The organism is Andreprevotia lacus DSM 23236, from assembly GCF_900176275.1.
In the GTDB taxonomy this organism is placed as follows: domain Bacteria; phylum Pseudomonadota; class Gammaproteobacteria; order Burkholderiales; family Chitinibacteraceae; genus Andreprevotia; species Andreprevotia lacus.
The window spans coordinates 79,018-92,973 of sequence record NZ_FWXD01000012.1; the positions used below are offsets into that span (position 1 = coordinate 79,018).

At 63.5% G+C, this 13,956-nt stretch carries 11 protein-coding genes; 9 read left to right on the plus strand and 2 right to left on the minus strand.

Features of this window, described 5'->3' with window-relative positions; translation table 11 throughout:
* Window positions 1-196 precede the first annotated feature (196 nt).
* Window positions 197-1,618, minus strand: coding sequence for an efflux transporter outer membrane subunit (locus B9A19_RS11520; protein ID WP_084090951.1), 1,422 nt, complete (start codon window positions 1,616-1,618; stop codon window positions 197-199).
* Between the two features lie 295 nt (window positions 1,619-1,913).
* On the opposite strand from B9A19_RS11520, the gene B9A19_RS11525 reads away from it, so the two are divergent.
* The 7 genes from B9A19_RS11525 to B9A19_RS11555 all read left to right on the plus strand — a co-directional run bounded on the left by B9A19_RS11525 (window position 1,914) and on the right by B9A19_RS11555 (window position 9,832).
* Window positions 1,914-2,489, plus strand: coding sequence for a phosphonate degradation HD-domain oxygenase (locus B9A19_RS11525; protein WP_217807049.1), 576 nt, complete (start codon window positions 1,914-1,916; stop codon window positions 2,487-2,489).
* Complete coding sequence (locus tag B9A19_RS11530; protein WP_084090953.1) at window positions 2,486-3,628, plus strand: putative 2-aminoethylphosphonate ABC transporter ATP-binding protein; 1,143 nt, start codon at window positions 2,486-2,488, stop codon at window positions 3,626-3,628. Before B9A19_RS11525 ends, B9A19_RS11530 begins: the two co-directional genes overlap by 4 nt.
* Window positions 3,625-5,337, plus strand: a complete 1,713-nt coding sequence (locus tag B9A19_RS11535; RefSeq protein ID WP_084090954.1) for a putative 2-aminoethylphosphonate ABC transporter permease subunit — start codon at window positions 3,625-3,627, stop codon at window positions 5,335-5,337. The genes B9A19_RS11530 and B9A19_RS11535 overlap by 4 nt, the downstream gene beginning before the upstream one ends.
* Before the next feature lie 94 nt (window positions 5,338-5,431).
* A complete protein-coding gene (locus B9A19_RS11540) occupies window positions 5,432-6,532 on the plus strand; it encodes a 2-aminoethylphosphonate--pyruvate transaminase (protein ID WP_084090955.1) in 1,101 nt (366 codons plus the stop codon).
* Between the two features lie 21 nt (window positions 6,533-6,553).
* The gene (phnX, locus tag B9A19_RS11545; RefSeq protein WP_084090956.1) at window positions 6,554-7,387 is read left to right on the plus strand and encodes a phosphonoacetaldehyde hydrolase; all 834 of its coding nucleotides are present in this window, start codon (window positions 6,554-6,556) and stop codon (window positions 7,385-7,387) included.
* Window positions 7,384-8,481, plus strand: a complete 1,098-nt coding sequence (locus B9A19_RS11550; RefSeq protein WP_084090957.1) for a TIGR03364 family FAD-dependent oxidoreductase — start codon at window positions 7,384-7,386, stop codon at window positions 8,479-8,481. The genes phnX and B9A19_RS11550 overlap by 4 nt, the downstream gene beginning before the upstream one ends.
* A 73-nt stretch (window positions 8,482-8,554) precedes the next feature.
* A complete protein-coding gene (locus B9A19_RS11555) occupies window positions 8,555-9,832 on the plus strand; it encodes a sensor domain-containing diguanylate cyclase (RefSeq protein ID WP_084090958.1) in 1,278 nt (425 codons plus the stop codon).
* Between the two features lie 29 nt (window positions 9,833-9,861).
* Here B9A19_RS11555 and B9A19_RS11560 read toward each other — a convergent pair whose 3' ends face one another.
* Window positions 9,862-10,668: a substrate-binding periplasmic protein gene (locus B9A19_RS11560; protein ID WP_139798791.1), complete on the minus strand. Its 807-nt coding sequence runs from the start codon at window positions 10,666-10,668 to the stop codon at window positions 9,862-9,864.
* Between the two features lie 831 nt (window positions 10,669-11,499).
* On the opposite strand from B9A19_RS11560, the gene B9A19_RS11565 reads away from it, so the two are divergent.
* Complete coding sequence (locus tag B9A19_RS11565) at window positions 11,500-12,345, plus strand: TIGR02285 family protein (protein WP_176216894.1); 846 nt, start codon at window positions 11,500-11,502, stop codon at window positions 12,343-12,345.
* A 13-nt stretch (window positions 12,346-12,358) separates the two neighbouring features.
* Window positions 12,359-13,666: a sensor domain-containing diguanylate cyclase gene (locus B9A19_RS11570; RefSeq protein ID WP_176216895.1), complete on the plus strand. Its 1,308-nt coding sequence runs from the start codon at window positions 12,359-12,361 to the stop codon at window positions 13,664-13,666.
* Window positions 13,667-13,956 lie beyond the last annotated feature (290 nt).

Below are 13,956 nucleotides of genomic sequence, written 5' to 3' on the forward strand. Positions count from 1 at the left end.
GCCTTGGCAATAACCGGTTATTGCCTGCGTTGCGTGCCTTGTAGCTGACCTCTTTGCGGCCCAGCGCAAGCGCGAAATAAGTGTTAACAGGCCCTAAACCCCGTCATTGAGATCGCACGCCATACGGTGAGCAATATCCAAAGTACTGGGTTGGCCTAAGGCCCGCCCGGTACTTTGGTCTGCGCGTAGGCTGCGGTCACTCAAGGCCGCCAGCCAGCGTCTGATCTGTGCCGGTCGTTGATGGCACGGTGCTCAGATCACCACCGATATTGCGATACACCGCCATGCTGTCGTTCAGCTGGCGGTAGCGGTTTTCTGCCCAGGCGCCTTCGGCATTGTGGCGCGCAGATTGTTGGTCCAGCCATTCCTTGAGGCTGCCGCTGCCGGCCTGATAGCGCCGTGCGGCTTCGGTTTCGGCCAGTTGTGCTTGCTGGCGGGCGGTCTGTAGCAACGGTTCGCGCGCCAGATCGTGCTGGCGGGCGGAGAGGGCGATTTCGGTATCGGCCAGTGCCTGATAGAGCGCGTGGCGGAAGCGCACGGCGGCGATGTCGTAATCGGTCTGGACGGTTTGCAGGGTCAGTTTGTTGCTGCGCGAGTGCAGGAAAGGCAGCGTGACGGTGGCGCCCAAAGTCGCAATCGGGTGGCTGAACACATCCAGCAGCGCGCTGCTGCTGCCGCCCAGTTTGCCGGTCAGCGTAAAGGCGGGGTAGAAACTGAGGCGGGTGGAGTCGACGTGGGCCAGGCTGGCGCGCAGCCGCCATTCGGCCGCTTGCAGGTCGGGCCGGCGCGAGAGCACTTCGGCAGGTATGCCGGCGGGGATATCGGGTGCGTTTTGTTCGGCCAGTGCGCGTGGTGCCGGCAGCGTGCTTTGCGGCGGCTGGTTGGCCAGCAATGCCAGCGTGTATTGCGTGGCGGCACGCTGTTGCTGCCAGCTGCTGAGGTCGGCCTGCCGCTCGGCCAGCGCTTGGGCGGCTTGGGCGGCTTCCAGCCGGCCGGCATCGCTGTCGGCACGGCCGGGCAGCAGGGTGATGATGCGCTCTGCATCGCGCACGTCCTGTTGCGCATGATCCAGCCGGTGGTCGAGATAGGCGAGCTGCCAATACAGCTGTGCCGTGGTGCCGATCAGGCTGAGTGCCACGGCCAATCTGTCTTGCGCGGTGGCGTTGACTTCCCACGCGCTCTCGTCGCGCTGGCTGGCCAGTTGCCCCCACAGATCAAGCTCGTAGCTGGGGGTGAGCGAGGCATTGTAGTTTTGCGAGCCGGCGCCCAGCGGGTTGAGCGGCTTGCTGATGCTGGCATCGCCGCTGGCGCCGAAGTTGGGCGCTAGCTCGGCATCGAGCAAGCCGGCTTGCAGCCGGGCGCGGCGCAGATTGAGGGTGGCCACGGCCAGATCGGCGTTGTTGCGCAGCACGGTGTCGATCAGTGTATCGAGCTGCGGGTCGCCAAACTTCGTCCACCAGCGCGTGCCTTGCAGCTGTTGACGATCCGGGGCCGCGTTCTGCCATTGCGCAGGCACGGCCACCGCCGGGCGCTGGTAAGGCGTTTGCGAGTCTGTTGCGCACCCGCTGAGCAAGCCCAGACCGAGCACGCAGGGTGCGAGGATGCGGATCGTGCGCATACCTTGGCCTCTGCGGAGTGTGCTTAAGCGCGGGTTGCGCCAGCAAAAACCGAATGCCACTGCTATCAGCGTGGCACAGCTGCAGCCAACTTCAACACCACGCGCCGGCCGTCAGCTTTGTGCCGCCAGGCGTAGCAAACAGGCGCCCGCAATGCGGTTGTGCTTGCTTTTTGCACTTGTGATCCTGGAGATGGTATAGATGATTGGTGCGATGTATGCGCAAGTCGTCTAGACGTCATGAGCGCGTAACACGGGATGTCTAGACTGCCGGCATTCCCGTATTCGAACCATGAACATGCCCCTCACCTGGCTGCAACTCGAATCGCTGCTGATCGGTAGCGCTGCCTCTCTCTACGGTGGTGAAGCCGTTTCCCAGCTTGAGCACGCACTGCAAAGCGCGCAGTGCGCCGAGCGCGATGGCGCCGATGCTGCGCTGGTGACGGCTGCGCTGCTGCACGACGTCGGCCATCTGGTCACCGGTCAGGCCGACGATGAGCTGGCGCGCGGCATTGATGATCGCCACGAGCAGACCGGCGTGGCCGCGCTGAGCAAGCTGTTCGGCAACAACGTGCTGGCGCCGATTGCGCTGCATGTGTCGGCCAAACGCTACCTGTGCGCGACCGAGCCGGGCTATGCCAGCAGCCTGTCGCCCGCTTCGCTGCTGTCGCTGCAGTTGCAGGGCGGAGTGATGAGTGCAGAGGAAACAAGCCGCTTTGCCGCCAACCCGCATGCCGATGCTGCCGTGGCGCTGCGCCGCTGGGATGACGAGGCCAAGGTGGTGGGCCTGCCCACGCCGTCTTTGTCGCATTACCTCGCGCTGGCCCGCAGCGTATCCATCTGCCCGACCGTTCAAGCGAGTGCTGCTGCATGAAAGCCGATTTCCCTGTTTCCACGACCACCGCAACCGAGCTGCTGCGCGTGGATGGCATTGCCAAGCGTTTTGGCGAATTCTCGGCGCTGTCCGGCATCGACCTGACCGTGCGCAAGGGCGAGTTCCTGTGCCTGCTCGGCCCGTCGGGCTGCGGCAAGACCACCCTGCTGCGCATCATTGCCGGTCTGGAAGTGCCGACTGCCGGCAGCCTGCAGCTGAACCAGCGCGACGTAACCCGCTTGCCGCCCAGCGAGCGTGATTACGGCATCGTATTTCAGAGCTATGCGCTGTTCCCCAATCTGAATGTGGCCGACAACATCGCCTATGGCCTGAAGGGCCGCCGCGAGGACAAACTGCGCCGCGTGAATGAGCTGCTGGACCTGATCGGCCTGGCCGGCATCGACGCCAAGTTCCCGGCGCAGTTGTCGGGTGGCCAGCAACAGCGCGTGGCACTCGCGCGTGCGCTGGCCACCTCGCCCGGCCTGCTGCTGCTGGACGAGCCGCTGTCGGCGCTCGATGCCCGCGTGCGCGAACACCTGCGCCGCGAGATCAAGGCGCTGCAGCAAAAGCTGGGTGTGACCACCATCATGGTCACCCACGATCAGGAAGAAGCGCTGACCATGGCCGACCGCATCGTGGTGATGAACCACGGTGTGATCGAGCAGGTGGGCACGCCGGAAGAAATCTATGCGCAGCCGGCCAGCCGCTTTGTGGCCGATTTCGTTGGTCAGTCCAACTGGATTGATGCGACGTTCTCGGCCGAGGCCGGTGTGCAGGTCAACCAGCTTGGCATTGCGCTGCAAACCCTGCCGGCGCTGGCGGTGGGGCAGCGCGAGCTGTCCTTGTTCATCCGCCCCGAGGACATCGAGCTGCATGCCCACTGGGAGGGCGGCGCCATGGGCGAGGCCAATACCGCGCTGGGCGATATCGAGAAGATCGAGCTGCTGGGCGGCTTCTACCGCCTGGGTATCAATGTGCCGCTGTGGGGCAATTTGCGCCTGAACGTGGACGTGAGCCGCAGCACCTATCAGCGCATGCGCCTGTCGCCCGAGCGCCGTGTGCCGCTGACCTTGCCGGCCGACAAACTGCGCGCCTTCTCCAAGGCTGACGCCGCCTTCGGCGCAAAGGCACTGGCATGATCGCGGTATTGCAGGCATTGGGCGTGCCGGGCTTTGCTGCAGCACAGCCACCCGTGGAGCGCAGCCAGCGCGTGGCCGGTGTGCTGGCTTGGGGCGCCGCGCTGCTGCTGCTGGCCTTTCTGGCCTTGCCGCTGGTGGCCATTCTTGGCAAGGCGGTCACCAACCAGCAGGGTGGTTTCGTCGGCATCGATCAGTTCGTCGAGATCGCTGGCGGTGCGCATTTCTGGCATGCCGTTGCCAACAGCATGGCGGTGTCGGTGACGTCGGCCATCATCGTCTTGCCGCTGGCCTATGTGTTTGCCACCGCGCTCACCCGTACCTGCATGCCGCTCAAGCCGCTGTTCCGTGGCCTGGCGCTGATTCCGCTGCTGGCGCCGTCGCTGTTACCGGGGATTGCGCTGGTTTACCTGTTCGGCAATCAGGGCGTGCTGAAGGGCTGGTTCCCGGATGGCGGCATTTACGGTTTCTGGGGCATCGTGATTGCCGAGGTGTTCTATACCTTCCCGCATGCGCTGATGATCCTGATCACCGCGTTGTCGGTGGCCGATGCACGACTGTACGAGGCTGCGAGCGCGCTGGGCGCCGGTCCGGTGCGGCGCCTTTTCACCGTGACCTTGCCGGCCGCGCGCTACGGGCTGATTTCGGCCGCGCTGGTGGTGTTCACCTTGGTGATCGTTGATTTCGGTGCGCCCAAAGTAATCGGCGGCCAGTACAACGTGCTGGCGGTCGAGGCCTACAAGCAGGTGATCGGCCAGCAGAACTTCCCCAAGGGCGCAGTGATTGGCTTGCTGTTGCTGCTGCCCGCGGTGTTCAGCTTCATCGTCGATGCCGTGCTGCAAAAACGCCAGCGCGCGCTGCTGACCGCCCGCGCGCAGCCCTTGGTGCCGCAACCGCAGCGCTGGGTGGATGGGCTGAGCATGCTGGCCTGCAGCGCCATCTCGGCCGGCCTGCTGCTCATCATAGGCACCGCGATTGCCGCCGCCTTCATCAAGCTGTGGCCGTACAATCTGGCCCCGACGCTGGCGCACTTCGATTTCGACAATATGGACGGCGGCGGCTGGCTGGCCTTCCGCAACAGCCTCAAGTTGGCCGGCATCACCGCGCTGGCGGGCACGGTGCTGGTGTTCACCGGCGCTTATCTGGCTGAGAAAACGCAGGCTGCGCCGCTGGCCCGCCAGCTGATCCGCCTGTTCGCCATGTTGCCTATGGCCGTGCCGGGGCTGGTGCTGGGGCTGGGCTACATCTTCTTCTTCAACGATCCGCACAACCCGCTGCATGTCGTTTACGGCACGCTGGCCATCTTGGTGCTGTGTTCGGTGGCGCACTTCTATACCACGGCCCACCTGACTGCGGTGACCGCGCTCAAGCAGCTGGATGGCGAGTTTGAAGCCGTCGCGGCATCGCTCAAGGTGCCGTTCTGGACCACCGCGTGGCGTGTCACCTTGCCGGTGTGCCTGCCGGCGGTGCTGGAGGTGGCCCGCTATTTCTTCGTGTCCGCCATGACCACGGTATCGGCAGTGATCTTCCTTTATACGCCCGACACCGTGCTGGCCTCGGTGGCGGTGCTGAATATGGATGACGCCGGCGATACCGCCGCTGCGGCCGGCATGGCAGCACTCATTGTCGGTACCTCGGCACTGGTGTGCCTGCTGTTTGGCCTGCTGTCGTGGCTGTTGCAGCGCCGCACACAAGCGTGGCGGCGTCGCTGAATTGAACCACTTCCTCGGCCGGGGTTCGCCCCGGTTTTTTTGAAAGCAAAAATTCGTCTAGATGATTGGGCGACCAAGCCCGAAAGGAGTAACCATGCGTGAACCCATCCTGTTGACCCCTGGCCCGTTGACCACCAGCCTGCGCACCAAGACCGCCATGCTGACTGACTGGGGTTCGTGGGATGCGCGCTTCAACGTGCTGACTGCATCGGTCTGCGCCGATCTGCTCGCCATTGCCCATGCCGAGGCCGAACACGTTTGCGTACCGCTACAGGGCTCGGGCACCTTCGCGGTCGAGGCCGCCATCGGCAATCTGGTGCCGCGTGACGGCAAGCTGCTGGTGCTGGTGAACGGTGCCTATGGCAAGCGCATGGCCAGGCTGACCGAGGTGATCGGCCGCCAGGTCGCCGTGTATGAAACCGCTGATGACGTACCCGCGCAGCCGGCCGAAGTGGCTGCGCGCCTGGCGGCCGACCCGGCCATTACCCACGTGGGCGTGATTCATTGCGAAACCAGCACCGGCATCCTCAACCCGCTGGCCGAGATCGCGCAGGTGGTGGCCGCTGCCGGCCGCAAGTTGATCATCGATGCGATGAGCGCCTTCGGCGCGCTGGATGTTGATGCCCGCACCCTGCCGTTCGATGCGCTGATCGCCTCCAGCAACAAGTGTCTGGAAGGTGTGCCGGGCATGGGCTTTGTCATCGTGCGCCGGAGCGCGCTGCTGCAAAGTGCCGGCAACAGCCACTCGCTGTCGATGGATCTGCACGACCAGTATCAATACATGCAGAAAACCGGCCAGTGGCGCTTTACCCCGCCCACCCATGTGGTGGCCGCGTTCCGCGAGGCCATTGACCAGTATCTGGAAGAGGGCGGCCAGCCGGCACGGCTGGCGCGCTACAGCGCCAACTGCCAGGCGCTGATCGCCGGCATGCAGGCACTGGGGCTGAAGCTGTTCCTGCAGCCAGAGCTGCAGGCGCCGATCATCGTCACCTTTCATGCACCGGCGCACCCGGCTTATGAATTCAAGCGTTTTTATGAAGCAGTGCGCGCGCGCGGCTTCGTGCTTTACCCCGGCAAACTGACCGAGGTCGAGACCTTCCGCGTCGGCTGCATCGGCGCCATCGATGCTGCCGAAATCAAGCAAGCCGTCGCCGCCGTGGCCGACGCACTGAACGAACTGGGCTGGGCCCGCTGAACCGACACCGAGGAGACCGTCATGAATTATCGCTATTCCCGCAGCTACACCGGCCCCGTGCAGGCCGTGATCTTCGACTGGGCCGGCACCGTGGTCGATTTCGGCTCGTTTGCGCCTACCCAGGTGTTGATCGATGCGCTGGCCGGCTTCGGCATCGAGATCAGCATGGCCGAAGCACGCATCCCGATGGGTCTGGCCAAGTGGGACCACATCCGCGCGCTGGGCGATATGCCGCAAGTCGGCGCGCGCTGGCAGGCCAAGTATGGCCGCGCCATGAGCGACGGCGACGTCGATGCGGTCTACGAGGCCTTCATGCCGCTGCAGATTGCCAAGGTGGGTGAATACTCGCACCTGATCGCCGGCGCGCTCGACAGTATTGCCGCGTTGCGTACCAAGGGGATCAAGATCGGTTCGTGCACCGGCTACCCCGGTGTGGTGATGCAGGCACTGACGCCGATTGCTGCCGAGCGTGGTTACAGCCCCGATTGCATTGTCGCTACCGACGACCTGCCGCCGGGTGGCCGCCCCGGCCCTTGGATGGCGCTGGAAAACGTCATCAAGCTGGGCGTGAGTGACGTGGCTGCCTGCGTGAAGGTGGACGACACCGTACCAGGCATAGACGAAGGCCTGGCCGCCGGCATGTGGACGGTGGGGTTGTCGGCATCGGGCAATGAAGTGGGCCTGACTGCCGAAGAGTGGGCCGCACTCGGCCCGGCCGAGCAGGCCAGAAAGCGCGCGGTGGCTCAAAAGAAGCTCTATCTGGCCGGCGCGCATTACGTGGTCGATACCATTGCCGATCTGCTGCCGGTGATTGCCGAAATCGAGGCACGCATCGCACGCGGCGAGCGGCCATGAGGTATTGCGACGTTGCCATTGTCGGCGCCGGCATCGTCGGGCTGGCGCATGCGCTGGCTGCCGTGCGGCGCGGCCACAAGGTGGTGGTGTTCGAGCGTGACAGCGCCGCGTTCGGCGCCTCCATCCGCAACTTTGGCCTGGGGCTGGCCCTGGGCCAGCGCCCCGGCGACATGCGTGAGCTGGCGCTGCGCAGCCGCGACATCTGGCTGGAAGTGCTGCCTGAGGCAAAGTGCTGGTACAAGACGCAGGGCAGCATCACCGTTGCCCGCAACGCGGCAGAGCTGGCGGTGATCGAGGAATTCCAGTCCGCAATGGGAGAGGAGTACCGCACCCGCTTGCTGAGCGCGGTCGAGGTCAGCACGCATGGTGTGACCACACACCAGCGCGGTGGCCTCTATAGCCCGCTGGAGATCGCGCTGGAATCGCGCCTTGCCATTCCGGCCATCGCGCGCTGGCTGGCCGAGGTGCATGGTGTCGAGTTCGTGTTCGGTACGCAGGTCAATGAGATCAGCCTCCCCAGTGTGCGCACCAGCCGTGGGCTGTGGCAGGCCGAGCGGGTGTTCGTTTGTGCCGGCCATGATTTCCAGACCTTGTACCCTGAAGCCTTTGACGTGCCGGGCCTGCAGCGCTGTGCGTTGCAAATGCTGCGCGTGGCCGATCCGGGCCTGCAGCTGGGCCCGGCGCTGATGACCGGGCTGTCCACCCTGCGCTATGAGGCCTTCGAAGGTCTGGCATCGGTGGCTGCCCTGCGTGCCGAAGTCAGCGCACAGGATGGCTGGCTGCTGGACGAAGGCATCCACTTGATCGTGCAGCAGGTCGGCACGAATGGCGAGCTGCTGATTGGTGACTCGCACCGCTATGGTAGCTCGGTGGCGCCTTTCCACAGCGAGCAGGTCGATGCGCGCTTGCTGCAGCTGGCGCAAGACCTGCTGGACCGGCCGCTGACGGTGCTGGAGCGCTGGCAGGGTGTATATGCCAGCGGGCAGGGCGACTATCTGGTCCGCGAGGTGGCGCCGGGTGTGACGGCTGTCGCCATTACCGCTGGCGTGGGCATGAGCATCTCGTTTGCACTGGCGGAACGGCAGTTCAGATAAGGTGCATGGCGGCCTGCCGGGCCGCCGTCGTGCCATGTGCTAAGGTGGGTTTATCGCGTTTCCGGTGCCCGCCATGACCGATCAAGCCCTGCTCGACGAAGTGCTCGGTCTGCGCACCATTCTGGAGAACGTCGGCGCTTATATCTATACCAAGGACCTTGACGGGCGCTACACCTACGTCAATTCATTGGTGTGCCAGCTGTTTGGCCGCACCTTGGCAGAAATCGTCGGCCAGACCGACGAGGCCTTCTTCGATCTGCACTTGTCTGATGAGCTGCGCCGCAACGATCGCTTCGTGCTGGAATCGGGTCAGACGATCACGCGGGAAGAGCACAACGTGGTGCGCGAAACGGGTGATACGCGAATTTACTGGACGGTGAAGACCCCTGTGCGCAATGCACAGGGCGTGATCGTCGGCATGTGCGGTATTTCCACCGACATTACCGAGCGCAAGGCGCTGGAGCGGGCGCTGGCCGAGCAAAAGCAGCTGCTTGATACCGTGCTCAACAATGCCGATGCCAATATCTACATGAAGTCGCTGGACCGGCGCTTTTTGTATGTGAATAGCCAGTGCGCCAGTCTGTTGGCCCGGCCGGTAGAGGAAATCACCGGCAAGCGCGATATCGAGCTGCTGCCGGCCGAGGTGGCCGACCATTTCTGGGAGATGGACAGAAAGGCGTTTGAAACCCACGCCCGGCAGGCGGGTGAGGAGAGCTACACCGCGCCGGACGGGCGCACCCTGCATTACTGGAGCATCAAGGTGCCGCTCGATCACCTGGGCTACCCGGATCGGCTTATTGGGTTCTCCAGCGAAATCACCGAGTTGTACCAACTGAAGGAAGAGCTGCGCCGCCAGGCCAATACCGATGCGCTGACCAGTACCAGCAGCCGCCGCCATTTCATCGAGCAGGCGCTGCACCAGGTCGAGCAGGCACGCCGCTACCAGCAACCGCTATCCTTGCTGGCGCTGGATCTGGATCACTTCAAGCGCGTGAATGACCGTTACGGCCATGCCGGTGGTGATGCGGTGCTGGTGGCGGTGGCCGGGTTTTTCCGCCGTACCGTGCGCACGGCCGACCTGATCGGCCGGCTGGGGGGCGAGGAGTTTGCCATCCTGCTGCCCAATACCGATGCGGCTGCCGCATACGCGCTGGCTGGCCGCTTGTGCAGCGGGCTGAGCGAGCTGGACATCACGCTGCCCGGCCCGCAACTGCACCATCAGAAAACCAGCATAGGTGTTGCCACGCTGGGCGAGCATGACACCGGTTTTGAGGCGCTGCTGGCCCGTGCCGACCGCGCCCTGTATGCCGCCAAGCATGCGGGAAGGAACCGGGTCAGGCGTGCTGACTGATCAGGTGCCTGGTTCGTACTGCGTGAGAATCAATGCTGTTGCGTGTGGGCTTCATACAGTCCGTACTTGGCCTTGAGGCTTTGCAGCAGCGGGCGCTCCTCCTGCAGGAATTGATCGAATTGCGCGATGACCTCCGGATGTGTGCGCGTCGACAGGAAAAGCTCGGGGTGATAGTGAGGCAGTTGCTCATGCAGAACGAGGGATTGATCTGTGGCGAGGCCCGCTTGGCGCTGCTGCCAGTTAATGGCGCTTTCTTCATAGAACACGCCACCGGCCCGGCCTGATCTGACCAGCGCGAGCAAGCTGTCCAGCGTATCGGCAAACTGTATGGTGATCACGCCGTTGGCAATGTCCGTGTGATAGGGCCAGGCGCCAAAGCCTCGCATTGTCGAGATCGACCCAAGCTCACGCAGCGACTTCCTGCTGTTGGTGGGGAGCACAAACAAACCTTCGGTGGCGCGGTAAACCGGACCGCTATAGGCAATGCCGCTGTTGCCACGCAGTTGCTCTTGCCATGCGGGGTTGTCGGGAAACTTGAAGTCCAGGCTGGCAGTGTGGAAGTAGCGCTGGTAAAGGCGTTCCACCGGCAGGGCGACATAACGGAAACGGTGACCGTACTTTCTGGCAAAGCTGTCCAGCACATCCCTGCCGTAGCCTTGGTACTGCGCAGACGTGCCATCATAAAGCGGGTAAAAATTGATTGCTTCTACCCCAACGGTAAAGTCGCCGCAAAGTGCAGACTGCGCGCCCAACAGCAAGCAGAGTGTGGCCAGCATCTTTTGCACTGTAAAACCCCGTCTCCACGTTCTGTTGACAATATAGCCTGCACTTTTCATTCGGGCAGGCTGCCATGCCTGGTTTGATGTTGGCACGTGATGCTGTTTTCCTGTCGGCGCACCAGGCTCCCGCCGATGTCTTGCAGTGGGGAAGTGCCTGATATCCGAAGCCCGATTGAATTCAAATAATGGATTCGCAAAACCATTGGTGATGCCGGTGCGCGTAGCTAGGGCCTGTTAACACTTATTTCACGCTTGCGTTCGGGGTAGTTCGGGATGGAGCGCAAGGCGCAGAGCGTGCCGCGGTACGGGTACCGCAAGCGGTTTGCAACGCAGCGAACCGCCCGAAATACCCCGAACCCGCAGGGCTGGGCCGCAAAGAGGCCATCTACGGCGTTACGCGCCTTGGCAATAACCGGTTATTGCCTGCGTTGCGTGCCTTGTAGCTGACCTCTTTGCGGCCCAGCGCAAGCGCGAAATAAGTGTTAACAGGCCCTAGCGCTACCCGGCGTAAACATGGGCGGGTTTGATGCCGCTTATCCACGAGGCAGGGTGCCAAGCTCGGCAACTGGCACGGCGGCGTCCTGTCCTGCCGCATTCAGCTTGCAGGTGGGGGGCGCCGGCTCCGTCGGGTTGCCAAACGAACTGCGCGGCCGCAGTGTCAAAACGCAGGCCGCCGGTGCAAGCCCGGTGCGCAATTGCTGCCCCACGGCTACAAAACAGCGTCTGTCCCCTATCATGCATGAGGGGCGCTGCGAATGAAGGCTGGATGGCGTAAAACACAGCCAAAGCGAACTGCATTGCCTCTCGCAACAGGACAAACAAAAAATGAATACAAGCAGCCTTCCGGGCGTTCGAGCCGCTCTGGTTCGACTGCTCGGCACGGTCGCAATGGCCTTGGGTGTGCTGGCGCCAAGCGTTGCCTCAAGGGCCGAAGACAGCACCGTTACCTGGCTGATGCCGGACTATCCACCGGTCACCATCATCCAGGGGCCGGAAAAAGGCACGGGGTACGCGGACATCTTCCTGCGCTATTTTGTCGAGCGCACGCCTGAATACCGGCACAGCATAGAGGCTGCCAGCATGTCGCGGGTGTTCGGGCTGATGAAGCAGGGGCAGCATGTTTGCCACCCCAGCCTGCTCAAGACGCCGGAGCGCGAGGCCTATGTCGATTTCAGCGATCCGGTCGAATTCGTGCTGCCGCATCACATCGTGGTGCGCAGTGACCGGGTGGCCCGCCTCGCTGCATACCGCAATGCAGATGGCAGCATCGACGTGGCCCGGCTGCTCAAGGACGGCAGTCTGAGAATGACCTATCAGGAAAAACGCGGCTATCCCCCGGTCGTTGCTGATGCCCTGAAAGCGGGGGCAGGGCAGCGCCACGTGATCCAGACCAGTGCCGACGACGACGGCCCGTTCCGGCAACTGGCCGGTGGCTGGGTGGACTACATCATTACTTATCCGGATGAGGTCCACTGGTTTGCCAAGCGTCTGAAATTGCCTGAATCGGTGCAGTTTGCCTATCTGCCTATCGCTGGCTTGCCTGAGTATGTGGTTGGCCATGTCGGTTGCACCAAGGGGCCGTGGGGGCGCAAGGTGGTGGAGCGCGTCAACGCAATCGTCGCCAAGGCCGGCAAGCGCCCGATCTGGGTGGATGCCGAGGCCCGCTTGCTTGATCCTGCAGCCGCCAAGCGCTTCGAGGATGTGTATGCCCGCAACTCGCCCTTCCGCCGCTGAACGGGAAGATGCCATGCGACAGCGCCGGGTATGGGGCCGATACCGCGAATATTATGCTTTCTGGGTGCGCGGCATTGCCACCGGGCTGGCACGCCGCATGCTGCTGTGGATATTGTCGATCAGCGCGGTTGCCGCGCTGATGGCAACCTCGATCCAGCTGTTTTTCGACTACCGGCGTGACCTGTCCGATCTGGAACAGGGCATGCGCTATATCGAGCAGAACCAGCTGCCGGGGCTGGCCGATGCCGCCTGGAACTTCAACGTGGCAGGCCTGCGCGTGCAGCTTGATGGCATCGGCCGCTCGCCCTGGGTGGCCGGTGCGACGGTGCGCTATGGCCCCAGCCAGTCGGCCGAACTGACCACGGGCGAGATCCGGCTCGACGAGCGCGGCATTCATGATTTCGTACTGCAGCGCAACGGCGTGGTGGTGGGCAAGATTTATATTGCGCCCAATCTGCAGACGCTCTACGGCCGTACGCTGGACCGGATTGCCATCGTGCTGGCCACGCAGGGGGTGAAATCGCTGGTGATTTCGATCTGCATCCTGCTGGTGACCGCCTGGATGGTGACTCGTCACCTGACCCAGATGGCCGGCTTTGCCAAATCATTCGAGCCGGGGCGGCAATTCAAGCCTTTCGTATTGCGGCGCAATCCGAAAACCCCGCGTGACGAGCTGGCCGTGCTGGCCGACGCCCTCAACGATGCTTATCAACGGCTGTACACCGCGCATGAGTTCGAAGCGCGCCACAACGAGATACTCAGCGAGGAAGTCGCGCAGCGCACCGCAGAACTGAGCGATGCGCACCGCAAGCTGGCCAGGCTCGCAGTCACCGACAGGCTCACCGGCCTCGTCAACCGGCTGGGGCTGGAGGAAACCTTCGCCCGCGAGCTGGGTGCGGCCCATGCAGGGGGGCGGGCGCTGTCGGTCATCATTGCCGATATCGACATGTTCAAGGCTGTCAACGATACCTGGGGGCATCAGGCCGGCGATGCGGTGTTGCAGGAGTTTGCTGCCATCCTGATCCGGGAAGCCCGTGGCAACGATGTCGTCGGTCGCTGGGGTGGCGAGGAGTTTCTGATCCTGTGTCCGCAAACCGGTCTGGAGGGCGCCTGCCTGCTGGCTGAGCGCATGCGCGCCAGTGTGGCGGCACATGCCTTCCCGGTGATTGGCAGCAAAACCAGCACCTTCGGCGTGGCATCGTTCCGCAGTGGCGACAGCGAAAACAGCTTGCTCAAGCGGGCGGACGATGCGCTCTATCGCGCCAAAGCCGTCGGCCGCAACAGCGTAGGGCAGGAGGCCGCCGATTCCGATCCGGCATGAAAGGGCATGCCGGGCCTGCCTGTGCGTGCGGGACTAGGGCCTGTTAACACTTATTTCGCGCTTGCGCTGGGCCGCAAAGAGGTCAGCTACAAGGCACGCAACGCAGGCAATAACCGGTTATTGCCAAGGCGCGTAACGCCGTAGATGGCCTCTTTGCGGCCCAGCCCTGCGGGTTCGGGGTATTTCGGGCGGTTCGCTGCGTTGCAAACCGCTTGCGGTACCCGTACCGCGGCGCGCTCCGCCCCTTGCGCTCCATCCCGAACTACCCCGAACGCAAGCGTGAAATAAGT

Bases quoted from the DNA above. Each gene is read 5' to 3' on its own strand.
- B9A19_RS11565 (WP_176216894.1), top strand. From the start codon at position 11,500: ATGGCCTTGGGTGTGCTGGCGCCAAGCGTTGCCTCAAGGGCCGAAGAC.
- B9A19_RS11520 (WP_084090951.1), bottom strand. From the start codon at position 1,618: ATGCGCACGATCCGCATCCTCGCACCCTGCGTGCTCGGTCTGGGCTTG.
- B9A19_RS11540 (WP_084090955.1), top strand. From the start codon at position 5,432: ATGCGTGAACCCATCCTGTTGACCCCTGGCCCGTTGACCACCAGCCTG.
- B9A19_RS11555 (WP_084090958.1), top strand. From the start codon at position 8,555: ATGACCGATCAAGCCCTGCTCGACGAAGTGCTCGGTCTGCGCACCATT.
- B9A19_RS11560 (WP_139798791.1), bottom strand. From the start codon at position 10,668: ATGAAAAGTGCAGGCTATATTGTCAACAGAACGTGGAGACGGGGTTTT.
- phnX (WP_084090956.1), top strand. From the start codon at position 6,554: ATGAATTATCGCTATTCCCGCAGCTACACCGGCCCCGTGCAGGCCGTG.
- B9A19_RS11535 (WP_084090954.1), top strand. From the start codon at position 3,625: ATGATCGCGGTATTGCAGGCATTGGGCGTGCCGGGCTTTGCTGCAGCA.
- B9A19_RS11570 (WP_176216895.1), top strand. From the start codon at position 12,359: ATGCGACAGCGCCGGGTATGGGGCCGATACCGCGAATATTATGCTTTC.
- B9A19_RS11525 (WP_217807049.1), top strand. From the start codon at position 1,914: ATGCCCCTCACCTGGCTGCAACTCGAATCGCTGCTGATCGGTAGCGCT.
- B9A19_RS11550 (WP_084090957.1), top strand. From the start codon at position 7,384: ATGAGGTATTGCGACGTTGCCATTGTCGGCGCCGGCATCGTCGGGCTG.
- B9A19_RS11530 (WP_084090953.1), top strand. From the start codon at position 2,486: ATGAAAGCCGATTTCCCTGTTTCCACGACCACCGCAACCGAGCTGCTG.